Below are 26,567 nucleotides of genomic sequence, written 5' to 3' on the forward strand. Positions count from 1 at the left end.
ATCGAAATCGTTTACATCACCCATCTTATCGTAAAAAAACGGCGGAAAAGAACTTTAGATTACCGCAAGTTCCGGAAAAACCGGATTATATCCTGCATGAGTTGTTTGAAGAGGCACTACAAGCTGCCAAGGAGTTCCTCGGGCGTTTCCGCACGCACCATTCGCTCGATCGTCGAGGGTTGTTCGCTAAGGAGGGACAAGCGTTGAAACAGCTTCTTCATCATCTCTTGCTCCTGCGGGGCAAGCGCCAGCATGAACACAATAGACACCTTCTCCTCCTGCCAATCCAGCGGCTCTTCCAGGGTAGCAACGGCAATCCGTGATGTCCGAATCAACTTAGGATCGCCATGCGGGATTGCGATCCCGCCGCCGATGGTCGTGGACGAGAGCCGCTCCCGCAGTAACGCCTGATGTGCATAATCCTGTTCGACGAACCCCTGCTCTGCCAGCCGATTGGCCAACAGCTCGATCAATTCAAATCGATGGTTGATCGCAAGTCGCGGAAAGACGAGCGAGGGCTGAGTATACGAACTTATAATCGAACCGGCGTGATCGGTATGACCGGATTCATGATCGAGCTTGCCGATGAAGTCGGTAATCTTCTGCACTTCGCCGGCCTCCAGCAACGGGGACACCGTGATGGAGGGGGTGTTCACATGTTCCAGCGGTATCGTGGAGATGATAAAGTCGACCGTATGGTTCGCCAAATACCCAACAAGGTCCGCCTTCCGAACGGAATCCAGTACTTGCAGCTCGGGGAATTTTCGCTCCAACTTGGAGCGAAGAATTTGTGACATGCCTACCCCCATGTGACAGACGGTCACGACCGTTTTCATTTCTTCGGCGGGCTGGCTGAGTCGCTCCACCGCGGCTTGGAAATGCAGTGTCAGATAAGCCGCTTCCTCTTCGGGAATGGCAAAGGGATACCCTACGCTTAACTCCTTTGTTGCAGAAATGACCATGTCGAACATGTACGGATACATTTTCTTAATGTCCTGCAGCATTGGGTTCGAGACGGTGAGTCCATAGCTTAACCGATTCAACGTGGAATATAAATGAATACGCAGCCCTTCCATCAAGACTTCATCCTTGCCAAAATCCACCCAGGTTAAGGCGGACATTTTCCGGATTAACGTTTCCGCCAAACCGCGGGCTTCGGCCGTTTCCGCCGCCGGGTCCGTTCCGGGCTCCGCCGTTTCGATCCGCGCCCGGGAGCGGATTTTCCCTCCGAGAATATGGGCGGTCAAATAAGCCGCCTCGTCCTCCGGAAACCGTACGGCAAAGAGGCGCTCCAGTTTTCGGATAAAAACTCCGATCCTGCGGAATTCCGGTTTCTCACGGACAATGATCTTCTCCTGTTCAGAGAACTTAATCGGCTGCTTCAGCTTCGTCCGTCGAATCATTAGCAGCGTATGGATCAGCAAATTGTCCAACGCCTCGTCCGTAAACGCAAGCTGCGCATCAAGCTCAAGCTGCTTCAGCTCCCGGGTGACGATATCGAGCTCGTGGGCGGCAAATCGATCCTTGATGAAGGCCTGGCCGGCTTCACCGGTCAGTTGGGATAACTTGGACAATGCCGAGCGCTTGTCGCGCTCTTTCCCCTCGATCAGGACACCAACCTTCTGTTTGGAAACGACGGACAAGTCTCGTTTATCCAACCATTCACGTAAGGAGGCCAAATCCTTTTTGATGACCGATTTACTCGTATAGTGCTTGTCGGCCAGCTCCTGAATCGTTATCGGTTTCGTCTCCATAAGCAGTTGATACGCTACAGCGATCAGCCGTTCCTCGCCCGTTTCCTGTTCCTTGCTCTTGGTGGACTGAAGAAGCCAGGCGGCGATTTCGGACTTGTCTTGCTTGGTCATATCCAGCGTAACCCCGAATCCGGGTTTGCGGACTAGCCGGGCGTTGGATACCTGGGCCAAATCTCGGTTGATTTCATCTAAATCGTTGCGAATGGTTTTCTCGGAGCAATTGAAATGCAGGGCGATATCCCGGACCACCAAGTGAGGCCGAGTATCGTTGAGCAGCATATGTATAATCTCTTTCTGACGGTTGTTCATCGTTTGCGTCACCCCTTGGATATGGGAGTTAAGTGCCTTTTTAGGCTATAACGCGCTTCGTCTAGCTTTTCTGGAAAAGGCAGATTCGATACGGGTGGGCACCAAACCGGGCATCTCCACGTACACTAACCTAGATTCACCCGAAAATTGACAAGGAGGGGAATAGGTTTGATCCTTCTGCCGCCAAAAGATAAAAGGCAACTATCCGAAATGATGTTGCCTGCGTTTCAAAGGGAAATTGTGCAGGCCCAAGAAAGAAGCCCGGTACCCTATCGTTACGGTTCTTTGGACGAACTGCTGTTTGAACTGAATCTGCGGAACTCGATCGTCGATTCGGCCCTTGCGCTGAATGAGAGCGGTGCCCAATTTGCCGTATACCGTAAGTCCCGATGCAATGAAATGTATTGGAACCGTACGGAGGAAGGGGGGTTCCGGTTAAGAAACGGAGCGGCGCCTGCCGATGCGATTTACGATATTTACCGGAACGGACCGCTATATGGCTTCGAATGCTCGATGGCGATGATGATTGTGATGTATAAAGCCGTATTGGATCAAATCGGCAGCCGGGCGTTTAATACGTATTTTACCAATCTGCTCCTTTACGATTGGCAGTATGACAGCGATCTGGGTTTTCGTCAAGGAAGTCTAAGGCTTGGCCCGTATCCGGGGGATATCCTCTATTTCAAAAACCCGGACCATCATCCCGAGACCCCGGAATGGCAAGGGGAGAACGTGATTATGCTGGGGGAAGATCGCTTCTATGGTCATGGGATCGGCATCCGCTCATCTTCCGGGATCATCGAGGCGCTGAACCGGCGAAGAAAACCCGGCAGCCGGAAATCGGCCTACCTGCTCGATACGATTATTTATCCCAATTACGAGCATATCCGAAGTCTGCGGGGCGTTTATGCCCGAATTGGCCAGAGTGTGTACCGACGCCGCAACTCTCAAAGCCAGGCTTAAACAATAACAAGGCCTCCTGTTTCGGCAGGAGGCCTTGTTATTAGCAAACCTTTCTCTTAGAAGAAAAACGGGAAGAACAATCTTCTGAAGAAGAAGAACGGGTAAGGCCGGCGAATAAAGCGGCGGAAGCGACGCGGATAACCGAAGCCGCCGTAACCAAAGCCTCCACCATAAGGGAAGCCGCCGTATGGATAACCAAACCCCCGGTCCTCCATTTCCCCGACGGGAACGAGCAGGTAGACATGTTCGTCGTCCATGCCGTCGATAATCCCTTCGTACATTTGGCCGTCGCTGCCTTCCATTTGCATTAAATGGTGATGATATTTTTTACACATTTCCATCATCTGTTTTTTGTGGTCGTACCCCATCGGTTCTTGGCTCATCGGGCTAACTTGGCTTGGAGCACCGCCATAAGGCGTATACATATTAGGCATTCGAATCCATTCCTCCTTTTTTCTTGGTGCAGTATATTCGCGGTTATGGGCATTTGTGCAGTAGGTTCTTGTACCTGTTTTGCCACGATCGGTTTGTACCAGAAGATGCTCGAATATGCTAAGATGGGGATGCATTGGGCCATGGTCTCATCAAATCACATATTTGGGAAAAGAGGAGCGACCACACATGGACAAACAACCATTGGGCACCAAGATCATTACGCAAATTGGAGTCATCGTTAGGGATATCGAAGCTGTTTCGCAGGCCTACGCGGATTTTCTAGGCGTGGAGAAGCCGGCTTGGTTTTGGACAGACGCCGTGGACGTGGCAAAGACGGAATATCTGGGAGCCCCCTCTCCGGCTCGTGCCAAACTGGCGTTTTTTGATTGCGGTCAGCTGCAGTTGGAACTCATCGAACCGGACGAACATCCGAGCACTTGGCGGGATTTCTTGGAGGAGAAGGGGGAAGGTATGCACCATATTGCCTTCGTAATCGAAGGGATGAAGGAGAAGATTCAACTGCTTGAAGGACGCGGCATGCCGTTGGCACAAAAGGGAGAGTATACTGGCGGACGATACGCCTATATGGATGCAACGCGCGATCTGAAGCTGTGGATCGAGCTGCTGGAGAACGATAAATAGAAATTGCATCTTCATAAATGTAAACGGATTCATATCAACCGAAGAAAGCAGGGTTGGATTGTATGAGACTGATCGTAACGGGAGCAGGCAAGGGACTCGGTTTTGAAATCGTGGGGGAAGCGCTGCGCCGCGGCCATGAAGTGGCCGCCGGCATTCGTTCGTTGGAAACGAACGTGGAGGCATTGGAAGATCTACAGGAAGGAGCGCCAGGCAAACTGACGTTGCTTGAGCTTGATGTGGACGAAGAGGAGTCGGTCGCCAAGGCGAAGGAGGCCATGGCCGCCAGATGGGGCGCCGTTGATGCGTTGGTCAACAATGCGGGGGTTTTGCTGGCGCGGGAGCAGCCGATTGAGCGATTGGAATTCGCTGCGGTAGAGAATACGTTTCGCACGAATCTGTACGGCCCGATGAAAATGGTGAAGCATTTCCTGCCCTTGCTAAAGGCCGGGAACCGGCCGCTCATCCTGAACGTGTCCTCGGAGGCAGGCTGTCTGGCCGGGGCTTACGGCGGTGACTATCCGTACGCGTTGTCCAAGGCGGCGCTCAACCATTTTACCGCCCAGCTGCGCAAGGAGCTGGTGCCGCTGGGGTTCGGGGTGTTCGCTATGCATCCGGGGTGGATGCGCACTCCGATGGGGGGCAACCAGGCGCCGGGCGACCCCTTGGACACCGCGCGAGCGATCCTCGACTTGGCCGAGGGCAAGCTGGAGGCGGATACCGGCGCGGTCATGATCGGCATCGACGGGATGGCGATGCCGCTGTAGGCTCCGTCGGATGGTGGGATACGGGTTACGGTGGCGCCTATACCGTAGGGATTTGGCGCCACGGTCCGGCACCGTCGCGGCAGGTAGCTATTGTCCCGGCGCGGTACCCTCGTTGAAAGAGGCACATCGTCCCGGCGAGGAAGGCCAGCGACCTCCTGCGATAACGGTATTTTAGGGCCGTATTTCGGTTGCGATAGCTATTTTCGGTCAAATAGGGGAACTTTTTTCCGTTATCGACGCGCAGGAGCCCCATTTTAGCTTGTTTTGCCTAGATTTCCTATAAATAAGGCCCTTTTTGGGCCTTATTTGTGTTGAATCCGTCTTATGGGGAGAAATAAGGCCATTTTTTACCGATAGGCTCTCCGCACGCTTGTACGTCGTACTCTCAACACCGCATTCGTAACTTTGAACAGTTTCTTCCCCTCGCCGAACGATTCTGCAAACCCGCGCCACTGCGCGGTTTCACCGCGGACAAGCCGGGAAAAATGTACGCCTTCCTACCCAGGAGTACCTATCCAAGCGGGGCAAACCTCGATATGCTTTGACTAATGGGGCGCCTATTTCTCGCTAGACAGAATAAAACGGAACTAGATATAATGATGAAACCAAAAAGGCGGGCGGCTCGGCCTGAAATGACAGCGCTAACAATAAAGATGGGGGGTCATCCCATGCTTCGGCATTCCCGGGTTTTCCGCAGCTTTCTGATTTCTTACGTTGCCATCTTGCTTATCCCCTGCATCGGCGGGTACGTCTCCTATCGAACGTCCATTACCGTTACAGAGTCGATCTCGATTGAGAACAGCGTCATCCAGCTGGAAAAAAGCCAAGAGTTGCTTGAGCACCGGATGGCGGAAGTGGAGGGCATGACCCGGCAGTTGGCGATCAGCCAGGAGATTAACGCTCTGATGAACGACCGAGGCACCGAAAGGGATGTATACGGCATCTGGAAGGCAATGCGAAACGTGTTGACGTTCGGGCAAACCAACGATTTTTTGCGGAATTATTTTATTTATCTAGCCAACTATAATTTGATCGTGACTTCCGGATCCTCATTCCGACCGGAGCACTATTACGATTACTTTCATTACGACAATTTGTCGTTCGAGGAGTGGGAGCAGCAGGTATTAGGCAAAACCCATCGCAGCGAAATCAAGCCGCTGACCCCGTTCAGCGAGCGGGATGTCAAGACCTCGGTAATCACCTACATGCAATCGCTGCCGCTCGACAGCTTTAATGATACGTCGCCGGCGATCGTCGTCGTCCTGATCGACCAGAAAACGATCGCAGGGCTATTGTCCGGCTTAACTGAACAAAGCGGCGGGTGGGTCCACATTTATGATGCCGAGGGAAACACGATCTTCCTGCAAGGGGAAGCGGCGCAGGATATCACCAAGCTGCAGGCGGATCCCCAATTTGACAAGAAGAAGACGAGCCAATTTTACGGCGGTGATCTCGTGATTACCACGCGTTCGGACAAGAATGGCTGGGTTTACCAAGCGGGTATTCCTCGCAGCACGTTGATGGAGAAGCCAAACCAGATCAAGCAGATTTCCTGGATGATTACCGGTGGCGCGATGTTTATCGGGTTGCTGGTGGGCTTGTTCCTAGCGTATCGTAACAGCCTTCCGATCAACCACTTGATCGGGGTCATGAAGGAGCAGTTCGGGAAGGACGAAGACGCAGGGCGTAACGAGTTCGACTTCTTGAGCGGAAATATCGCCGGGATGATCACGAAAAACAAATTGCTGGAGTCGGAGCTTCACCGCCAGCTTCCGCTGGTGCGAGATGCTTTCCTAAAGCGGCTGATTGCCGGTGAATTCGAATCGCGGGATGAAATCGTCTCGGCGGCGGCCCAGGCCGACATCGCGTTACGGCAAGGCGAAGGTTACGTTGGGATCCTGCAAATCAACGGATATGCGGGCATGGATACCGTGGAGGTGCTGAACGAGCTGAACGCCGCAAGGCTGCTCATGAAGCAAGCCGTTACGGAGCTCGCCGGACCTGTACCGATGACCGATTCGGGTTCGGACAAAATCGTTCTGCTGTTCTTCTCCGAGGCCGACCGGCTCCCGGGACCGGCGGAGGAGGAGCGGATCTCGGCACTGATGGAGAAGCTCGTCCAGCATGTGTTTGCCGAATACAAAATCTCGATGCAAGCCGGATTCGGTGAACCGTTTGCCGGCGTAACGGAGGTCGGCCAATCTTTCGACCAGGCGAAACAGGCGCTGGAATATGCCGTGTACCTGAACAAAAAAGGCATCATGTGGAGCCATGAGACGCAAATCGAAAACACGACCTACTATTATCCGCTGGATACCGAGCATCGTCTCATCAGCACGATTCGCGCCGGGGAGCTGGAGGAGGCACGAAAGATCATCGACTCGATCTTCGCGCAGAATCTGGATCAACGCGAGTTGTCCGTCGAAATGAAACACCAGCTGGTGGGGGAAATGAAGGGCACGTTCCTCAAGCTTCTGGATCAGAAAATTTTTCTGGAATCCCCGCTGTTCGAGAGCGTCAAGAAGCGAATCATCGAGATCGCATTTACCGGGCCGCTTGAATCGATCCAGCAGGAAATCCACGTGATTATTCAGGAGTTGTGCGGCTATATCGCCAACAAGAAGAAGGATTCGCATGCCCAACTGATCAAACAGATCTATCAGTACACGGCCGAGGCTTACGCAGACCCCGACCTGACGCTGTATCGGGTTGCAGAACACGTTGAGCGACCGGAGAAATACATTTCCCAGCTGTTTAAAGAAGTCACCGGAGTGAACTATTCCGACCATTTGATCAAAGTGAGGATGGACCAGGCCGCGGTCCTGCTGAAAGAGAGCGGCTATACCGTGGACGAGATTGCTGCCCGGGTCGGGTACAACAGCTCGCATTCGTTCCGTCGGGCATTCAAACGATTGACGGGGATATCGCCGAGCGCTTATCGGCAGTCTTGCCAGGATTAACGGAACGCATCCTCCCCATGGGCTTATCTATATCGCTCCGCCATTGCAGTGGCCGTACCTTCCGATTCAGGGAGGCGCGGCCGCTGTTTTCTTTTTACGGAAAAATGGCTCCAGGCCCGAAGGATGACCCCCGAAAAACGGGAGATCTGTACGTCAAAAGACGGAAGTGTACCTGTTCAATCCCGCCAAACATGCCCTATGATCGACTCGTAAAGAAAACGCTACCAACTACGATGACTTCACGTTTAGGGGGAATTGTTCTGGATAAACAAATGGCTCTTCAACCGGATTACGTGCCGGACGTCACGCGCAAGGCCAGTTATTGGCGGGTTGCGCGCCGCAACATCAAGAAGCACTGGCAACTGCATTTGCTCGTGATTCCTCCGGTGCTATTCTTTCTTATTTTCAAATATTACCCGATGTTGAATGCGGCGCTCGCGTTTAAGGACTACAACGTCATCAAGGGCATTTGGGGCAGCCCGTGGGTGGGCTTCAAACACTTTCAATTGTTCTTTGAGAACCCGCAATTTTGGACGTTGGTGAAGAACACCGTCATCCTCAGTGGTTACCTGATCCTGGCCGGATTCCCGATCCCGATTGTTCTGGCGCTGATGATCAACGAAATCCGCGGCGGCCGCTTCAAGAAGTTCGTGCAGTTGGTCTCCTTTGCCCCGTATTTCATTTCAACCGTCGTCATGGTGTCAATCATCATGCTATTTCTGGCGCCTCGACTTGGTTTTGCGAACGTTGCGCTCAATTACTTCGGGTTGGAGTCGATTAACTTTCTGGGCGAACCGGGGATGTTCCGTTCGATTTACGTCTGGTCCGATATTTGGCAGACCGCGGGCTATAATGCCGTGATTTATTTGGCGGCTTTGGCGGGGGTCGATCCGACTTTGTATGAAGCGGCCAAGGTGGACGGGGCTTCGCGGTTCCAGAAGATCCGCCACGTCGACTTGCCGGGTATCGTGCCGACCATCGTGATCATCTTGATCCTGAACGTCGGCAATGTTATGGCGCTAGGCTTCGAGAAGGTGTATCTGCTGCAAAATCCGCTGAACCTGGTTAATTCCGAAATTATCGCGACTTACGTTTACCGCATTGGTTTACTGAACGCCAACTACAGCTTCGCGACCGCGGTCGGCTTGTTTAATTCCGTCATCAATCTCGTTTTGCTGCTGACCGTCAACGGTCTGGCCAAGCGGCTTACGAAGAACAGCATCTGGTAGGAGAGGAGTTAGGATATGGCAGCTACAGCAATCCCCAAGAAAAGAATCAAAGAATCGGCGGGAGACCGGATCTTTATCGGTGTCATCTATGTCATCCTGACCCTGCTCGTCATCGTTGTGCTCTATCCGTTGATTTATATCGTGAGCAGCTCGATCAGCAGCCCGGCGGCCGTCACCTCAGGGCAGGTCTGGTTATGGCCGGTGGAGCTATCCTTTAAAGGCTTCGAAGAGTTATTCCGCAGAGGAGAGGTGATGACCGGTTACCTCAACTCGATCTTTTATACGACAGTCGGTACCCTGATCAGCGTCACATTGACCATCATGATCGCTTATCCGCTGTCGCGCCGGGCGTTCTTCGGACGGAACGCGTTGATGATGGTCATCACCTTCACGATGATCTTCAGCGGCGGTTTGATTCCGACCTATATGGTCGTGAAGGGGCTGGACCTGATCGATACGCGCTGGGCGCTGTTGATCCCCAATGCAATATGGGTCTGGCAGGTGATCATCGCCCGCTCGTTCTTCCAATCCTCCATTCCCGAGGAGCTTCTGGAGGCAAGCGAAATCGACGGCTGCAGCGATTTAAGGTTCATATGGAGCGTTGTGCTGCCGCTGTCCAAACCGATCATTGCCGTGCTTGTGCTGATGTATGCGGTTGGCCAGTGGAACGCTTATTTCGATGCTTTGATTTACTTGAAAACCGCAGACCTGTTCCCGTTGCAGCTCATCCTGCGGAGCATCATTATCCAGAACAACAGCGGGAGCAACATGGATGCGATGGCCATCGTCGAGAAGCAGCAGCTTGCCGAGCTGCTCAAGTATTCACTGATTGTGGTCGCCACGCTGCCGGTGTTGATCATTTATCCGTTTGTGCAGCGCTATTTTGTTCAAGGTATGTTGGTGGGTTCGGTTAAAGGCTGAGAGGGCCGTACACCTCGAAATGACGGTTGCGCCTGGGGGGTTCTGACTTCATTATAGAAGGAGGTGATGCTCTCGATTTGCACCAAGAGAGTTGCGGAAGGGAAGCGAATGACATCTATTAAAAAGGGAGCGATCCAATTTGAAAAAAACCCTGCTTAGCATGTTCATGCTGGTACTGGCGATTACGCTGGTGATCAGCGGCTGTTCGGGAAAAAATACAGAGAGCTCGAACAACGCCCAGGGCAACGGTTCGTCGGGCGCGGAATCGACCAAACCGGTGGAAGTCAGCGTCTTCGCCGTTCAGGAATCGGGCATCGATATTCCGACCAATAAATTTACGAAGTTTTTGGAAGAGAAGTTTAATATCAAGTTTAACTGGCAGATCAACCCGTCCGACGGTGCGAAGGAGAAACGCCAAATCTCGTTGGCGAGCGGCGACTATCCGGAAGCCTACCTGCTGACCGCTTACATCGACGAATTCTCCCAAGCCGACGTGCTCAAATACGGGCAACAAGGCGTATTGATCCCGCTGAACGACCTGATTGACAAGTATGGCCCGAATATCAAAAAAGCGATGGAAGAATCCCCGGAAATGAAAGCGCTGTACACCGCCCCGGACGGAAACATCTACGGGCTCGGCGCTTACACGGAATGCTTCCACTGCTCTTATCCGAATAAAATGTGGGTGAACACGGATTGGCTCCAGAAGTTGAACCTGGAAGAGCCCAAAACGACGGAGGAATTCAAAGCGATGCTGCAGGCGTTCAAAACAAAGGACCCGAACGGCAACGGCAAGGCGGACGAAGTACCGCTTAGCGGCTCCACGGAGGATTTCGGCGTACGTATCGTGCCCTATTTAATGAATGCCTTCGTCTATGATGATGACCGCAACTATTTAAACATGGAAAATGGAAAGGTGGTTTCCGCAGCGATCAAGCCGGAGTGGAAAGAAGGCCTGGCTTACATCAAATCGCTGTACGATGAAGGACTGATCGATCCGGGTGCCTTTACGCAAAACGCCGAGGCTTACAAGAAGATCGGCGAAAACGCGGATGCGGAAATCCTTGGCGCCGGCGCGGGCATGCATCCGGCAATTTTCGTAAACATCGATCCGGGCAATACCCGTTCTGCTCACTACAATCCGCTGGCGCCTTTGTCAGGACCGGGAGGGGTTTCGTTCGCCACGCATGATGCCGGCGGCGTGACCTCGGGGGCTAAATTTGTCATTACGAATAAAGCCAGCGAAGAAGTGCAAGTCGCCCTAATCAAAGCGATCGACTACATGTATACACCGGAAGGGCAAACCAATGCCGGCACAGGGATGAAAGGCATCGACTGGACCGATCCGGAGCCCGGTGACAAGGCCCTTGGCGAAGGGGTAACGCCGATGGTCAAGACGATTCAGATGAAGGAAGGCGAAGCGCCGCACAATGCGGGCTGGAGCGGCATGGGCCACTTCTACATGCCGAAGGAATACCGCGATACGTGGGTCCAAGGGGAAGACATCTACGCCTCCGACGGCTATGAGCGCAGATTGTATAACGCCTCGCTGCTGTATCAAGGACATGAGCCGAAGGAGATTTTCCCAATCTGGTCGATCTGGATTGATCCAAGCGAAATTGACGAAGCCAGCATGTTGCAAACGAACTTGAAAAACTACATCGAGCAAAGCCAGCTGCAGTTCATCACCGGCAACAAGGACTTGAATAAGGATTGGGATGCTTATGTGCAAGGCTTGAAGGACTTGAAGCTGGATCGCTATCTGGAAATTCTGCAGAAGGCGTATGACCAATCGGCGAAATAACTCGAATATTTCGCGTCGCAGCCGCTTTTGGGCTACCGGCGGCGCGGATCACGGAAGCCGGCCTCTTGGGCCGGCATTCCGTTTTTCTTATCGAGATGGTGGAGTCGAAGATGGACGTTTTTAGGCATTTTTCTGCCAATACAGAGATAGATGGAGAGGAGCGGATGTGATATGTTAGGCGAAGATCGTGCAACCGTAATCTCCCTAGTGGATTATGGAGCCCGGCCGGATACGGAGGAAGATGCACAGCCGGCCATGCGTCTAGCATTGGAGGCGGCCGAACGAGCGGAAGGTCCGGTTGTGCTGGATGTGCCATGCGGACGGTATCATTTCTATTCGCAGGCGGCCATCCGGGCTCCTTACCATGTGACCAACACGGCAAGCGAAGAGGAATTGCCGGATGTTACGAAGACAATCGGGTTGCTGCTAAAGGGGCAGCGGCACCTGACCCTCCGGGGGAACGGGGCTCTGTTTCTGTTCCATGGCAAGCAGACGATGCTGTTGATCGACAGCTGCGAAGACGTCGCCATCCGCGACCTTCACTTCGATTACGCTATACCGACGGTAACGGAAATGACGGTGAAACGGTGCGAGCAAGAGGAGGGCTGGATGGAGGCAGAAGTGCATCCGGATTCGAGCTATGAGGTGAAAGAAGGCAGGCTAGCATGGATCGGCGAAGACTGGCGTTTTCGGGCCGGGCCGATGCAGCTCTGCGATCCGGTCGATAATACGACCTGGCGGGTGGATAATTGGCTGGAGCGGATGACTACGCATACGGAGGAGGTCCGCCCTGGACGGCTGCGGTTTGATTTTGACGGCGGCTTACCCGAGGGGATGGTCCCCGGGCGGATCGTACAGATGCGGGACGGCCTCCGGGATCAGGTGGGCGTCCTTGTGCATGAAAGTGACGGCATCGCGTTTTCCGGCTGCGGCCTGCATTTTATGCATGGGCTCGGGATGGTCGGACAATTCAGCGAAAACCTCGTCTTCGAGCATCTGGACTTGTCGCCGCGCGCCGAAACCGGCCGGACCGTCGCCGGCTTCGCCGATTTCATCCACCTGTCGGGCTGCCGGGGACGGATCGCGATTCGGGATTGCCGCTTTGCGGGCGCGCATGACGATGCGATCAATGTCCACGGCACGTATTTGCGAATCGTCGGCCGCCCGGCACCAAATCAATTGGTTGTGCGGTTTATGCATCCGCAGACCTACGGGTTACCGGCTTTCCGCGCGGGGGATGAGATCGGCTTCGTCGATGCGGATACGCTGGTGACGTACGGAACCGGCGAGGTGCGTGATGTTCGTCGGCTAGATCCACGCGAGCTGCTGCTCACGCTGGAGCGGCCTGCTCCGGAGGAGAAGGGATCGCGGGATGTGATCGAGAATGTCACCTGGTCCCCGGAGGTGGAAATCACGGGCAATCATTTCGCCCGCATCCCGACACGCGGAGTGCTGGCTTCCACACGCGGGTCGACTTTGATCCGCGGCAACCTATTTGAACGAATGCGGATGAGCGCCATACTAGTTGCCGCCGACGCGAATTCCTGGTTCGAATCGGGTGCGGTGGAGGATATGGTGATCGAGGGAAACCGGTTTGTCTCCTGCGGTGGGGAAGCTTGCGCGGCGATCATGATTGCGCCGGAAAACCGGGAAGCGCTCCCGGATAAGCCGGTTCATCGTGGAATTGCCGTCGTCGATAATCACTTCGAATCGGAGGGTTTCCTGTTGTCCGCGCACAGCACGAAGGATTTGATCTTTCGCGGAAACGAAGTTAGGCTGGCATCTTCCGGCGGGTTCGACCTTAGGAAAGCCATACAACTGGAGGCCTGCCCGGATGCGGTGATTGTAGATCATGTTTATCATAGCAGTGACGGGTTGAAGAACGAGAAATAAGAATGGGCAGGGGAGGAAGGAACAATGGAGCAAAACACGAAGCTGCAGTATGAAAGACCAGCCGCGGTCTGGACCGAGGCGCTCCCGGTTGGAAACGGGCGTCTCGGCGCGATGGTTTACGGCGGGGTGGAGCGGGAAACGATCAGTCTAAATGAGGATACGTTATGGTCCGGTTATCCGCGCGATTGGAACAATCCCGCCGCTCGGCAGGTATTGCCCGAGGTACGGAAGCTCATCCGGGAAGGCCGCTTTGAAGAGGCGGACCAACTGGGGCGTCAAATGCTGGGGCCGTATACGGAATCCTATTTGCCGCTCGGCGATTTGCAGTTGACGTTCGAGCATGGGGCCGCCTGCCGGAGTTACCGCCGCACGTTGGATTTGGCGAATGCCGTCCATCTGACGGAATACGCTATCGGAGAGGTGACCTATACACGTGAGATCTTCGTGTCTCACCCGGATCAGGTCATTGCACTGCGGCTGACGTGCAGCCACCCCGGGGCGCTCGCCTTCCACGCCCGGCTAGATAGCCCGCTCCGCCATGCCACCACGGCGGAAGAAGGCGTACTGGTGATGCGGGGGACGGCGCCGGAACGGGTGGAGCCGAACTATGTGAGCGCGGATCGTCCGATCCGCTACGGCGACCCGACTGTCTCCCCGGCGATGGCCTTCGAGGGCCGTTTGGCGGTTGTGAATACCGACGGCCGGATCAACGTCGACAGCTCCGGTATTCACGTGCTGGATGCGACGGAGTCGGTGTTGGTTTTCAGCGCGGCGACCAGCTTCGAGCGGTTCGACCGGATCCCGGGGGCGGGCCGGACCGGGCCTGCTCCGGCTGAGATTGCGACGGCGCGCGCCAAAGCTGACCTGGCCGGCGCATTAACCGGACGCTATTCGGATCTTCGGGCCCGGCATATCGAAGACTACCAAGCCTTGTTTGGCCGCGTCAGCTTGCGGCTTGGCGAATCGCCTGCTCCGGAAGGGTTGGACACAGAGCGGCGGATCGCGGAATATGGCGCCTCCGATCCGGGTTTAGTCGAGCTCTTATTCCATTATGGCCGGTATTTGCTGATCTCAAGCTCTCGTCCCGGTACGCAGGCGGCCAACTTGCAGGGGATCTGGAATGCGATCACCCGGCCGCCTTGGAGCAGCAACTGGACGCTAAACATCAACGCGGAGATGAACTATTGGCCGGCAGAAGTGTGCAACCTGGCGGAATGCCACTGGCCGCTCCTGGAGATGATCGGCAACCTAGCCGAGAACGGGGCCACAACGGCCGCAATCAATTACGGCACCCGGGGTTGGACCGCCCATCACAACACGGACATCTGGGGACAAACGGCCCCCGTGGGTGATTACGGCGACGGCGATCCGGCGTGGGCATTCTGGCCGATGGGGGGCGTCTGGTTGACGCAGCACTTGTGGGAGCATTACGTCTTTGGCGGGGATGTCGCATATTTGCATGATTTTGCTTATCCCATCCTGAAGGACGCCGCTTTATTCGCCCTCGACTGGCTCATCGAAGACGAGTCGGGCCGTCTCGTAACTTCGCCTTCAACCTCGCCGGAGCATAAATTCCGCACGGCGGAGGGCGTTGCGGCCATTAGTGAAGGGGCAACGATGGACCTGTCGCTGATTTGGGAGCTGTTCACGAACTGTATCGAAGCAGCCGGGGTGCTTGGCATCGACGAGGCGTTTCGCGAGGAGCTGAGACAGGCCCGCGAACGGTTGCTGCCGCTGCAGGTCGGGAAGTATGGTCAACTGCAGGAGTGGAGCCGGGACTTTGAGGACGAAGACGTCCACCATCGGCATACCTCCCATCTGGTGGGCGTCTATCCCGGCCGCCAGCTGTCGGCGGAAGAGACGCCAGAGCTATTTGCCGCGGCACGACAGGTACTGGTGCGGCGAGGTGACGAAAGCACGGGCTGGAGCCTGGGCTGGCGGGTGGCTTTGTGGAGCCGGTTCGGCGATGGAGACCGGGCGTTGCGGCTGCTCGGCAATATGCTGCGGCTGGTGAAGGACGGCGATACCGAGCGTTATCATCACGGCGGCGTGTACGCCAGCCTGCTGGGCGCGCATCCGCCGTTCCAGATCGACGGCAATTTCGCCGCATCTGCCGGCATCGCCGAGATGCTGCTGCAGTCGCATCTCCCGGTGCTGGCGCTGCTGCCCGCCTTACCTGAGGCTTGGTCGGACGGCGAAGTCCGCGGCCTTCGCGCCCGCGGCGGCTTCGAAGTGAACCTGTGCTGGGCGAACGGGAGACTGGCCGAGGCGGAGATCGTCTCCCGTCTGGGTCATGCCTGCCGCGTTCGAGCGGGGCTCGGCGGAGACACGCCTTTTCTCGTTTATCACGGCGGCGTTGAGGTTGCGGTGGAGCGAACCGTGGAAGGCGAGACGCAATTTGCTACGGAAGCGGGAGAAACGTATCGGCTGGTACCGCAGTATCTCACGTCCGGGAAGGAGTGAAGGCGGATGAAGGTGGACGTAACGGAGCAGGGGGCAACCCGGCTCTGGTATGACACGCCGGCCACGGTTTGGTCGGAGGGACTGCCCGTGGGCAACGGGCGAATCGGCGCCGTCGTGATGGCCGCGCCCGACCGCGAGGTCTGGAACCTGACCGAGTTGACGTATTGGTCGGGCCAGGTGGATGAAGGCGCACCTGCCGCGACCGATGGCAAAGCGGCGCTGGCGGAAATCCGCGAGCGGCTGTTCGCCGGCGATTTCGCCGGCGGCGACCGGCTGGCGAAGCAGGCGCTGCAGCCGCCCAAGCCGAATTTCGGCACCCATCTGGCCATGTGTGATGTAGTGATCGAATTTGCCGGGAGTGGCGAGGGAATTCTTAACGGCACCGGCGGTACTTGCGACGGCACCGGCTTCCGGCGCGAGCTGGACTTGGCGACGGCCCTGTTGACCACGACCGGCGGCCCGGCCGGAGCGACCTTGGTACGCAAGCTATTCGCCTCCCATGCAGACGATGTCCTCGTCTCGCGGATGTGGAGCGAAGCGGCGGGGGGAGTCTCGTTTACGCTGGGCATTGCGGGACTCACGCCCGAGTTTGCGGTTTCGGCGGAGGGCTCTGCGACGCTCGAATTTCGCGGCAAGGCCACGGAAACGGTGCATAGCGACGGAGCTAGCGGCGTCAACTGCCGCGGCCGCATCGAGATCGAGACGCGAGGCGGCAGCATCCGCGTCCAGGAGGGCAGGCTGGTCGTCACCAGTGCGGACGAGGCCTGCATCTATGTGGCCATCGCCACGGACTATCGCAGCGAGTCGCGGGCGTGGGAGCGCGCAGCCGGACTGCAGACCGTCTTGGCGTTGTCCAAGGGCTACGATCGCCTGATGGCAGACCATTTGGCCGATTACGAGCCGCTGTTCCAGCGGGTGTCCATCGATCTGGGCCCCTCTAATGCGGCGGAATTGCCTACGGACCAACGGATCCGGCTACTGCGGCAGGGCGGCAGCGATCCCCAGTTGTTTGCTTTATTCCTGCAGTATGGTCGTTATTTGACCCTGGCCGGCGCGCGGGAGGATTCGCCGCTCCCCTTGCATCTGCAGGGCGTATGGAATGACAGCGAAGCTTGCCGCATGGGCTGGAGCTGCGATTACCACCTCGATGTGAATACGGAGATGAACTATTATCCAACGGAGGTCGTTCATCTTGGCGAGAGCCAACTCCCCTTGATGCGTTATCTGGAGGGCTTGGCCCAGGCTGGCCGAAAGACGGCTCGCGACGCCTACGGTTCACCCGGTTGGGTGGCGCATGTATTTTCCAACGTGTGGGGATTTACGGAACCAGGCTGGGACACCTCCTGGGGATTAAACGTCACCGGCGGGTTATGGCTGTCCATGCAGATGATTGAGCATTACCGATATGGACTGGATCGCGATTTTCTTGCGAATCAGGCGTATCCGGTGCTGCGCGAAGCAGCCCGGTTCTTCCTTGACTATATGACGATACATCCGAAATACGGCTGGTTGGTGACCGGCCCGTCGAACTCCCCAGAGAACCACTTCTACCCGGGGCGTCCGGAGGAGGGGCATTGGCAGTTGTCGATGGGGACGACACTGGACCAGGTACTTGTTCGGGAACTCTTCACGTTCTGCCTGGAAGCGGCGGAGTTGCTGGGAGAGGATGTGGACCTGCAAGGGCTTTTGCAATCGGCCCTCTCCCTGCTGCCCCCGCTGCAGATCGGCAAGAAGGGACAGTTGCAGGAATGGCTGGAGGATTACGAGGAAGCCCAGCCGGAGCATCGCCACTTATCGCATCTGTTTGCGCTGTATCCCGCCCATCAGATTACGCCGGAGGAAACGCCGGAGCTGGCGGCCGCGGCTCGGGTAACGCTGGAAAACCGCATGCAGCAAGATGAACTCGAGGATATCGAGTTTACGGCCGCGCTGTTCGGATTATTCTTCGCCCGGCTGCAGGACGGCGACCGTGCCTTGAAACATATTTCGCACCTGGTCGGGGAGTTGTGCTTCAACAATTTGCTGAGCTACTCCAAGGCCGGCATCGCCGGCGCGGAGACAAACATCTTCGTCATTGACGGCAATTTCGGCGGTACCGCAGCGATTGCGGAAATGCTGCTGCAAAGCCGTCCGGACGGGGAAATTCACCTACTGCCGGCGCTGCCGGCGGCGTGGCCGACTGGCCGGGTGACGGGTCTAAGGGCCCGCGGAAACGCCGAGGTCAATCTCGCCTGGGAAGCGGGACGATTGACCGATGTAGTCGTGCGCGCCTATTCGCCGGGCACGTTTACGTTATGCTCTGGTGACCGCCGCATCGCCTTCGAGGCCGCTGCCGGTGGGGAATATCGGTTTGACGGCGCGCTTGCGCCGCAAACGTTATAGTTTAGTGGGGCGATCCCGAAGCGGAAGTCAATGACGAACTCCGTGGGATGGCCCCTGTTTGCTATTTTCGGCGGTTGGATGATATTCGGTCATTCCCAGCGCGAATACCTGATTGAGCGGCGCTATTTTTTCAGAACCTCGCCATCGGCGAGCGAAAATAAAGGCATTCTCGCCGGTTATTTCTCCGCAGGTCCTCTTCGTAGGGAAAATGTACGCCACACACCGCAAAGGTACCTTTACGCTCCCAACTTTACACGGTAACATCATGCCTGGAAAGCGCCTCCAACGGGGAGTGCGCCTTCATCATGGAAAGCAAGACAAGGGGGAGACCTGTGAAAAAACTGCATTTACTCAGCAACGCGCATCTGGATCCGGTATGGCAATGGGAGTGGGAGGAAGGAGCGGCTGCGGCGATTTCGACATTCCGGGCGGCTGCGGATTTTTGCGAGGCGTACGAAGGATATATTTTCAATCATAATGAAGCGATTTTGTATCAATGGGTCGAGGAATACGAGCCGTCGTTGTTCACCCGTATCCAAACGTTGGTCCGAGAAGGCAAGTGGCACATTATGGGCGGTTGGTATTTACAGCCGGATTGCAATATGCCGTCGGGCGAATCGTTCGTGCGGCAGATCCTGCTCGGACGGGAGTATTTCCGCGAGAAATTCGGCGTGCAGCCGACCACCGCGATCAATTTCGATTCGTTTGGCCATACGCGAGGCCTCGTGCAAATGATGCAGCAGGCGGGTTATGATTCATACATTTTCATGCGTCCGGACGAGTTCCCGGCGTTGCCGGCCCGGGATTTTATCTGGGAGGGCTATAACGGCAGCCAGCTGATGGCTCACAAAATCGAAGGCAGCTATAATTCGGCGCTGGGGAAAGCCCATGAGAAGATCGGCGAGTGGTTGGGAAATCACGGCGATGAACCGATCGGCCTGATCCCGTGGGGCGTGGGCAACCATGGAGGCGGACCGTCCCGCTTTGATCTGGACCGGATCGGGGAGATGATGCAGCAGCCCGAGTCCTGCGGCGGGTTCGAATGGGTTCATTCCACACCGGAGGCTTATTTCCGGGAGCTGCCGGAGGCCAAAGCGCTACCTTCCTACGCGGGGGATTTGAATCCCCGCTTCGTCGGTTGCTATACATCAATGATCCGTGTTAAACAACGGCACCGGAAGCTCGAGAACGAGCTGTATCTAACGGAGAAAATGCTGTCCGCCGCCGCGCTGCAGCACGGCCTTCCCTATCCGGCGGAGGAATTGCGTGCTGCTCTGCAGGATCTGATGATGGCGCAGTTTCACGATATCTTGCCGGGGACGTCGATCCAGCCGGCTGAGGAGTCCGCGCTGCATTTGCTCAGCCATGGGTTGGAAACCGCCTCACGCCTGAAGACGCGGGCCTTCTTCGCCCTGGCCGCCGGACAGCCGAAAGCGCAGCCGCAGGAGTATCCGGTGTTGGTTTATAACCCGCACCCCTTCCCGGTCCGGGGCATCTTCGAATGCGAATTTATGTTAGAGGACCCCAATTGGGGCGAAGGATTCTCCAACCCTGTCGTTTACCGAGATGGCGTGCCCGTTCCTTGCCAGGCGGAGAAGGAGGAGAGCAATCTGCCTCTTGATTGGCGGAAGCGAGTCGTGTTTGCGGCGGAGCTGGCGCCGTTGTCGATGAACCGCTTCGACTGCCGGATCGAAATGCGGGATCACAAGCCGCTCCCGACGCTGCGGGAGGAGAACGGGTCCTATCGATTCCGGAGCGAGGACTTGGAGGTCACGATCAACGCTCGCACGGGTCTGATCGACGAATACCGGATTCGCGGCGGCGAGTCTCTGCTTCAGCCGGGGGCGTTCGCCGTGCTGGCCCTCCAGGATAACGAGGATCCTTGGCGCATGGATACCCATGCATTCCGCGACGTCGTTGGACGGTTCGAGCTGATGGATCCGGCAGAAGGTAGCGCCTTTTCCGGTATCCGGGCGACCCTGCCATCCGTTCGCGTCATCGAGGACGGCTTGGTGCGGACGGTGATTGAGGCGGTGTTCCGGTACCGGGATTCTTTTCTCGTTCAAACCTACAAACTGCCGAAGCAGGGAACGGAGATCGAAATCGGGTTGCGGGTTTACTGGAATGAGAAGGATACGATGCTGAAGTTGGCGGTGCCTACGGTGTTTGGCGGCAACGGGCAGTTCCGCGGCCAGATGGCCTTCGGGATTAGCGAATTGCCGGAGGACGGCACCGAGGCCGTCGCCCAAAGATGGGTCTCCGTCCTAGGCCGCACCCCTGGCGGCTTGCAGCGAATGTTAACTTGCGTCAACGACGGCATCTACGGCTGCGATTACCTGGACGGTGAATTGCGACTATCACTACTGCGCAGCCCGGGTTATTGCGCCCATCCGATCGGCGACCGGCCGATCCTGGCGCAGGACCGCTTCTCGCCGCGGATCGACCAAGGGGAGCATCGGTTTACCTTCTGGCTTTGCGCAGGGGAACTCGCGGAGCGAGCCGCACGAATAGATCGCGAAGCAACTGCGCACAACGAGCGGCCTTATGCGTTGTCTTTTTTTCCATCCGGGGAAGGGGAATTGTCCAAATCCCTGCTGGAGCTGGGAGATGAAGTCATCCAGCTAAGCGCCTTCAAGCAGGCGGAAGATAGGAAGGGGTACATCATGCGATTGTTTGAGCCTACGGGGCAGGCGAGAAAGACGACGATCGCCATCCCTTCGATGGGCATCCGGGAGGAGGTTCACCTGGGCGGCTTCGAAATTGCCACTTACCGGATCGATCCGGAAGCGGGAACCATTCAAACAACCGGATTATGCGAGAACCTTGTATAGTCGGGATGGGGAGAAGCTGATTAATGAATCTGGGCCAAGAGTCCACAGAACCCCAACCCCAACAATGCTTTTCCTCGCTTGGCCATCATGATATAGTAACACCAGAAACCTGCGAGTGAGGGGGAAGATCGGTGTATAAGAAGTTGGTTGATTATTGCTTGTCCAAAAAAGGGGCCGTCCAGGAATATCCCTTTGGTCCGGAGACTTTGGTGATGAAGGTCGGCGGGAAAATGTTCGCTTTACTGCCCGTCACGTCCGATGATGGGGCGGCGAGCATCTCCTTGAAATGCGATCCCGTTATCGCCGCCAATCTGCGGGAGCAGCACGCGAGTGTCAAACCCGGCTACCATCTGAACAAAAAGCACTGGAATACGGTCACAGTGGACGGCAGCTTGCCGTTGGATGATGTGCGAGCGATGATCGATCATTCTTACGATCTGGTGCTTGGCGGTTTGACGAAAGCGGCCCGCGAAGCCGTCTTGATGCGCATCAGCGGATGACATTCAGCGGAGCTCGCCTCGCCGGGGTTTATCCTTTTGGAATGCTTCGGTATTCGGTTGGAGAGTACCCCATAATTTTCTTGAATAGTCGCGAAAAATAATACGGGTCGTACATGCCGACCGCACCGGCGATCTCCTTGACGCTCAAGCCGGTGAGGTCGAGTAATTGTCCGGCCCGCTGCATTTTGAGCCGCAAAAAATACTCGATCGGCGGGAGGCCCGCCTCCCGGTTAAACAAATAAACGAGATGCTGCTTTGACAGACCGACCTGTTTCGCCAGCTCGGGGAGGGTGACGGTCTCCGCGAGCCGTTCGGTCATGTAGCGGACGGCCTCGTCGAAATAACGCTCGCGTTTGCGGTCCTGCGCCGAACGTTCGGCGCTGAGCCCGATGCTGCTGAGCAGATGGCGCATCGTCTGCGCGACGTGGATCTGCACGGGCAGGGAGTAATGCTTGTCGTGAAGCAGGCGGTAACACTGCTCCGATTGCTCCAGTAACTGAGAATGAACGCTGAGTGGCAGCCGGACGGGTCCGTCCTGATCCAATCCGTAGGTGCGAATCAATGCAGCGGTATCCTCGCCCTGCAGATGAAACCAGTATATGCTCCAGGGCTTGTCGGTCGAGGCCCCGTATCGATGCGGCGCACCGGCCGGGATGACGGCCAGCTGTCGCTCTGTCAGCTTGTAGCTCCGTTCGGTTAGGTTCGACGTCCTCGTTGTCCCCACCGCATCGCCGGGTTCGTCGCCGCCGGATTCCCCCTTCCATTCCACCCATCCTTCGCCTTCCACGCAATAGATGAAAATATGAGCGTCTGCCCCATCCGGCCGTTCCCGAAAGTGGTGCTGCGCGTGCGGAAAAAAACCGATATCGCTGACGAACAGCGGGCGGGTCAGCGCGGAAATCATCAATTCTTTCAGCATATAGTCCGGTTGAACGAACAGCTTTTGGGATTCGAACCCGTCAGGTTTACGGATGTTCTTCTCCATACGGAACACCTCCAATAAGAATATAATCCATCATCTCCCGTATTTCGTCAATTGGAATTCCTCTGTGCTCGCGGTACATTGGGGTTACAAACGTTATAACAACGATGGGGAGGATTGGATATGAACATTCAACAGCGGGAGGCTTCCAAACGGGCCACGGTACGAGTCTGGGAAGAGGATAAGCTCATTCCGACGTACGGGGTTGGGGAGCCGGACAAAAATCCGATGTTCTTGGAAAAACGCGTGTATCAAGGCAGTTCCGGACGAGTCTACCCTCATCCGGTCATCGATAAGATTCACGATGAGAAGCAGGAGGTCCGCTATCGGCTGGCGATTCTCGAGAACGAATATGTTCGAATCGAGATCATGCCGGAGCTGGGCGGGCGGATCTACCGCGCGCTCGATAAGACAAACAACTACGATTTCGTCTACTACAACCGCGTCATCAAGCCGGCGTTGGTTGGCTTAGCCGGGCCGTGGATATCCGGCGGCATTGAATTCAACTGGCCGCAGCATCATCGGCCGAACACCTATGGTCCGGTCGAATACCGGCTGGAGCAAGGCGAGGATGGCAGCGCCACCGTTTGGGTGAGCGAAATCGACCGGATGTACGGCACCAAAATGACCGCCGGATTTACGCTGTATCCCGGTAAGGCTTACCTAGAGATCTCCGCGCAGCTTTACAACCGGACGCCGGAGCCGCAGACCTTCCTGTGGTGGGCTAACCCAGCCGTGGCGGTCAATGACCATACGCAGTCCGTGTTTCCGCCGGACGTTACCGCCGTATTCGACCACGGCAAACGCGATGTCTCGCGTTTTCCAATCGCCACTGGCACCTATTACAAGATGGATTACTCGGAGGGTGTAGATATTTCCCGCTACAAAAATATCCCGGTGCCTACGTCCTACATGGCTTACAAGTCCGACTACAACTTCGTGGGCGGATACGACCATGGGGTGCAGGCCGGCCTGCTGCATGTCGCGAATCACCATATCTCCCCGGGGAAGAAGCAATGGACTTGGGGGAACGGCGAATTCGGCCAGGCTTGGGACCGCAACCTGACGGACGAGGACGGTCCTTACATTGAGTTGATGACCGGGGTGTACACCGATAATCAGCCGGATTTCACCTGGTTGCAGCCGTATGAGGAGAAGACGTTTAAACAGTATTTCATGCCCTACAAAGACATTGGCGTCGTGAAAAATGCTTCCATCGAAGCGGCCGTCAACCTCGAGGTCGACGAGACGGCGCGGACGGCAACGGTGTTGGCTTATGCGACCTCCGATTATGAAGGGGCGATCGTGGAGTTGAAGGGCTCACGCCGGATCTATGTATCCGACACGGTGCGTCTGTCGCCGGCCGCTACCTACAAATCGGTTGTTACGTTGGACGAAGGCGACCAACCGCATGACCTGATCGTGACCGTGCGTAACGTCGAAGGACGGCTGCTGATTTCGTACCGTCCGGCCAAGCCGTCGATTGAGCAGGTGCCGGAAGCCGCCAAACCTTTGCCGAAACCGCAGGAGCTGAAGACTAACGAGCAGTTGTATTTGGCCGGCCTTCATCTGGAGCAATACCGTCATGCCACGTTCGAGCCGGAGGCGTATTATCTGGAAGGCTTGAAGCGGGATGCGGGAGACATTCGCATCAATGTCGCTTACGGCACGTTGTTGCTGCGCCAGGGCCGGTTTACCGAAGCGGAAGCGCATTTCCGTGCAGCGGTGAAGTCGCTCACCTGGCGTAACCCGAACCCGTACGACAGCGAAGCGCTGTACCAGCTTGGGCTGGCGCTGCAATTCCAAGGGCGGGACGAAGAGGCGTTTGCCGCCTTCTACAAATCCGTCTGGTCCGCCGCCTGGCAGGACAGCGGCTACTTCTCGCTGGCCGCGATCGCCTGCGGCCGCGGCAGCTATGCCGATGCGCTCGAGCTGGCTGAGCGCTCGCTCATCCGGAACAGCCGCAACTATAAGGCGCGGCTGTTGAAGGCGGCGCTGCTGCGGAAGCTCGGGCGGACGGCGGAAGCGCTCGGCTACTCGGCCGAGACGCTGGCGCTCGACCCGGCCGACTTCGGCGCCGCCAACGAGCGCTGGGCCGCGCTGCTGGCCTCGGGCGACGCTGTCGCCGCGAACGCGGCCTTGGCTGAGCTCCGGCGGTTCATGCGCGATGACGCGCATAACGCCCTGCAGCTGGCCGCGGACTACCTCGGCTTCGGCTTGTATGATGAAGCCGTGCAGGTGATGCAGCGGATTGCGCCGGACGCGGCCACGCCGGCTTACCCGATGCTGCACTACACCTTGGCCTATGCCCATGAACGGGCTGGCCGCGGCGAATTGGCCGCGTTGCATCGGCAGGCAGGCGCCGCCGCCCCGGCGGATTACTGCTTCCCGAACAGCCTGACGGATCTGCTCGTGCTGCAAAGCGCCATCGTTGCCGATCCGAGCGATGCCAAAGCGCATTACTATCTCGGCAACTGGATGTACGACAAGAAACGCCCGGATGACGCGATTGCCCACTGGGAGGCGTCCCGTAAGGAGGACGCCGGGTTCCCGACCGTGCACCGCAATTTAGCGCTGGCATATTTCAACAAGCGCAATGATGCGGAGGCCGCGCGGGAGGCGCTGGAGATGGCGTTCGCCTTGAACGCGGACGATGCCCGTGTGTTTTACGAGCTGGATCAGCTCTACAAGAAGTTGGGCCGTCCGGCGGCGGAACGACTTGCGACGTTGGAGCGGCATCCGGCGCTGGTGGGCAAACGCGACGATTTGTACGTAGAGTACGTCACGCTGTTAAATACGCTGATGCGTCATGAGGACGCCCTGCGGGCGCTGGAATCCCACAAGTTCCATCCTTGGGAGGGCGGAGAAGGGAAAGTGACCGGGCAATATCGGTTAACCCTCGTCGAGCTCGGCAAACAAGCGTTGGAGGCCGGAAACGGGGTGCTTGCGATGGAGCGGCTGGAGCGAGCGCTCGTTTATCCGGAGAATTTCGGGGAGGGCAAACTCGCCGGGGCACAGGAGAACGACATCCTGTATTACTTGGGCTGCGCTTATGAAGTACTGGGCCGGCTAGAACAGGCAACGGCGTATTGGCAGGCCGCCTCGCAAGGACTGGAAGAACCGTCCGGCGCGATGTACTATAACGATCAGCCGCCGGAGATGATTTTTTATCAAGGGCTGGCTTGGTGGAAGCTGGGCGTGGAAAAGGAAGCCAAACGGCGGTTCAACAAACTGATCGACTACGCCGAGACCCATCTGTTCGACGAGGTGGAATTTGATTACTTCGCGGTTTCGTTGCCGGACTTCCTTGTGTTCGAGGACGATTTGAACAAACGTAACGTCATCCATTGCCGCTTCATGCTGGGACTAGGCTTGTTGGGCCTCGGCCGGACCGAAGAGGCCGCCGTCCGGTTCGACGAAGTGCTGGCCCTGGAGCCAAGCCACCCAGGTGCATTGATCCACAAGCGGATGTGCCGCCGGTAACCCCGGCGGGCTGGCCGCTGGGCGAACGAAGCAATGAACAGCGAGCACAAAACGAAGAAACCTTGAATCAATGAGCCATAAACCCAGCGTGTGGGGTGGAGCTGGCGCTAGTGTGAGTGTGAGTGTGAGTGTGAGTGCGGGTGCGGGTGCGGGTGCGGATGCGGATGCGGATGCGTAGACGTGTGCATAAATGCGCAAGTACCAGAGCGTGGATGGGAAGAGCGGATGGAAGCGTCGATGAAGCGTGGATGG

The 26,567-nt window shown here is 56.7% G+C and carries 16 protein-coding genes; 13 read left to right on the plus strand and 3 right to left on the minus strand.

Features of this window, described 5'->3' with window-relative positions:
• Positions 1–116: 116 nt before the first annotated feature.
• Positions 117–2,063 carry a PRD domain-containing protein gene (locus MKZ15_RS01980; RefSeq protein WP_339819427.1) on the minus strand — a complete coding sequence of 649 codons (1,947 nt, stop codon included), beginning with the start codon at positions 2,061–2,063 and terminating at the stop codon, positions 117–119.
• A gap of 168 nt (positions 2,064–2,231) precedes the next feature.
• On the opposite strand from MKZ15_RS01980, the gene MKZ15_RS01985 reads away from it, so the two are divergent.
• Positions 2,232–3,026, plus strand: coding sequence for a protein-glutamine gamma-glutamyltransferase (locus MKZ15_RS01985; RefSeq protein WP_339819429.1), 795 nt, complete (start codon positions 2,232–2,234; stop codon positions 3,024–3,026).
• 56 nt (positions 3,027–3,082) lie between these two features.
• Here MKZ15_RS01985 and MKZ15_RS01990 read toward each other — a convergent pair whose 3' ends face one another.
• Positions 3,083–3,460, minus strand: coding sequence for a hypothetical protein (locus MKZ15_RS01990; RefSeq protein WP_239483561.1), 378 nt, complete (start codon positions 3,458–3,460; stop codon positions 3,083–3,085).
• Positions 3,461–3,647: 187 nt separating this feature from the next.
• On the opposite strand from MKZ15_RS01990, the gene MKZ15_RS01995 reads away from it, so the two are divergent.
• The 11 genes from MKZ15_RS01995 (at position 3,648) to MKZ15_RS02045 (ending at position 21,850) form a co-directional block, all read left to right on the plus strand.
• Positions 3,648–4,103: a VOC family protein gene (locus MKZ15_RS01995; RefSeq protein WP_155606828.1), complete on the plus strand. Its 456-nt coding sequence runs from the start codon at positions 3,648–3,650 to the stop codon at positions 4,101–4,103.
• A gap of 62 nt (positions 4,104–4,165) precedes the next feature.
• Entirely contained in the window at positions 4,166–4,867 is a 702-nt protein-coding gene (locus MKZ15_RS02000) for an SDR family NAD(P)-dependent oxidoreductase (RefSeq protein ID WP_155606827.1), read from the plus strand.
• Between the two features lie 668 nt (positions 4,868–5,535).
• Complete coding sequence (locus MKZ15_RS02005; RefSeq protein WP_240908734.1) at positions 5,536–7,827, plus strand: helix-turn-helix domain-containing protein; 2,292 nt, start codon at positions 5,536–5,538, stop codon at positions 7,825–7,827.
• A 272-nt stretch (positions 7,828–8,099) separates the two neighbouring features.
• Complete coding sequence (locus tag MKZ15_RS02010; protein WP_155606826.1) at positions 8,100–9,056, plus strand: ABC transporter permease subunit; 957 nt, start codon at positions 8,100–8,102, stop codon at positions 9,054–9,056.
• 15 nt (positions 9,057–9,071) lie between these two features.
• Positions 9,072–9,977 (plus strand): carbohydrate ABC transporter permease, encoded by a 906-nt coding sequence (locus MKZ15_RS02015; RefSeq protein WP_155606825.1) that lies wholly within the window; start codon positions 9,072–9,074, stop codon positions 9,975–9,977.
• A 139-nt stretch (positions 9,978–10,116) separates the two neighbouring features.
• Positions 10,117–11,781 (plus strand): extracellular solute-binding protein, encoded by a 1,665-nt coding sequence (locus MKZ15_RS02020; RefSeq protein WP_155606824.1) that lies wholly within the window; start codon positions 10,117–10,119, stop codon positions 11,779–11,781.
• Positions 11,782–11,952: 171 nt separating this feature from the next.
• Positions 11,953–13,674 carry a right-handed parallel beta-helix repeat-containing protein gene (locus tag MKZ15_RS02025; RefSeq protein WP_339819437.1) on the plus strand — a complete coding sequence of 574 codons (1,722 nt, stop codon included), beginning with the start codon at positions 11,953–11,955 and terminating at the stop codon, positions 13,672–13,674.
• A gap of 24 nt (positions 13,675–13,698) precedes the next feature.
• A complete protein-coding gene (locus MKZ15_RS02030) occupies positions 13,699–16,137 on the plus strand; it encodes a glycoside hydrolase family 95 protein (protein ID WP_339819440.1) in 2,439 nt (812 codons plus the stop codon).
• A 6-nt stretch (positions 16,138–16,143) separates the two neighbouring features.
• The gene (locus tag MKZ15_RS02035; RefSeq protein WP_213623157.1) at positions 16,144–18,519 is read left to right on the plus strand and encodes a glycoside hydrolase family 95 protein; all 2,376 of its coding nucleotides are present in this window, start codon (positions 16,144–16,146) and stop codon (positions 18,517–18,519) included.
• 332 nt (positions 18,520–18,851) lie between these two features.
• A complete protein-coding gene (locus MKZ15_RS02040) occupies positions 18,852–21,350 on the plus strand; it encodes a glycoside hydrolase family 38 C-terminal domain-containing protein (RefSeq protein ID WP_339819443.1) in 2,499 nt (832 codons plus the stop codon).
• Between the two features lie 131 nt (positions 21,351–21,481).
• The gene (locus MKZ15_RS02045; protein WP_339819445.1) at positions 21,482–21,850 is read left to right on the plus strand and encodes an MmcQ/YjbR family DNA-binding protein; all 369 of its coding nucleotides are present in this window, start codon (positions 21,482–21,484) and stop codon (positions 21,848–21,850) included.
• A 28-nt stretch (positions 21,851–21,878) separates the two neighbouring features.
• On the opposite strand, the gene MKZ15_RS02050 is transcribed toward MKZ15_RS02045, so the two are convergent.
• Entirely contained in the window at positions 21,879–22,835 is a 957-nt protein-coding gene (locus MKZ15_RS02050; RefSeq protein ID WP_339819446.1) for an AraC family transcriptional regulator, read from the minus strand.
• 120 nt (positions 22,836–22,955) lie between these two features.
• Here MKZ15_RS02050 and MKZ15_RS02055 point away from each other — a divergent pair, with 120 nt between their 5' ends.
• Positions 22,956–26,315: a DUF5107 domain-containing protein gene (locus tag MKZ15_RS02055; RefSeq protein ID WP_339819449.1), complete on the plus strand. Its 3,360-nt coding sequence runs from the start codon at positions 22,956–22,958 to the stop codon at positions 26,313–26,315.
• Positions 26,316–26,567: the final 252 nt, after the last annotated feature.

Source organism: Paenibacillus sp. FSL R7-0216 (genome assembly GCF_037969915.1).
In the GTDB taxonomy this organism is placed as follows: Bacteria; Bacillota; Bacilli; order Paenibacillales; family Paenibacillaceae; genus Fontibacillus; species Fontibacillus rhizolycopersici.

Excerpts from the sequence above, each read along its gene's own strand:
- MKZ15_RS01980 (WP_339819427.1), bottom strand. The coding sequence starts at position 2,063 with ATGAACAACCGTCAGAAAGAGATTATACATATGCTGCTCAACGATACT.
- MKZ15_RS01990 (WP_239483561.1), bottom strand. The coding sequence starts at position 3,460 with ATGCCTAATATGTATACGCCTTATGGCGGTGCTCCAAGCCAAGTTAGC.
- MKZ15_RS01995 (WP_155606828.1), top strand. The coding sequence starts at position 3,648 with ATGGACAAACAACCATTGGGCACCAAGATCATTACGCAAATTGGAGTC.
- MKZ15_RS02000 (WP_155606827.1), top strand. The coding sequence starts at position 4,166 with ATGAGACTGATCGTAACGGGAGCAGGCAAGGGACTCGGTTTTGAAATC.
- MKZ15_RS02005 (WP_240908734.1), top strand. The coding sequence starts at position 5,536 with ATGCTTCGGCATTCCCGGGTTTTCCGCAGCTTTCTGATTTCTTACGTT.
- MKZ15_RS02010 (WP_155606826.1), top strand. The coding sequence starts at position 8,100 with ATGGCTCTTCAACCGGATTACGTGCCGGACGTCACGCGCAAGGCCAGT.
- MKZ15_RS02015 (WP_155606825.1), top strand. The coding sequence starts at position 9,072 with ATGGCAGCTACAGCAATCCCCAAGAAAAGAATCAAAGAATCGGCGGGA.
- MKZ15_RS02025 (WP_339819437.1), top strand. The coding sequence starts at position 11,953 with ATGTTAGGCGAAGATCGTGCAACCGTAATCTCCCTAGTGGATTATGGA.
- MKZ15_RS02030 (WP_339819440.1), top strand. The coding sequence starts at position 13,699 with ATGGAGCAAAACACGAAGCTGCAGTATGAAAGACCAGCCGCGGTCTGG.
- MKZ15_RS02035 (WP_213623157.1), top strand. The coding sequence starts at position 16,144 with ATGAAGGTGGACGTAACGGAGCAGGGGGCAACCCGGCTCTGGTATGAC.
- MKZ15_RS02050 (WP_339819446.1), bottom strand. The coding sequence starts at position 22,835 with ATGGAGAAGAACATCCGTAAACCTGACGGGTTCGAATCCCAAAAGCTG.
- MKZ15_RS02055 (WP_339819449.1), top strand. The coding sequence starts at position 22,956 with ATGAACATTCAACAGCGGGAGGCTTCCAAACGGGCCACGGTACGAGTC.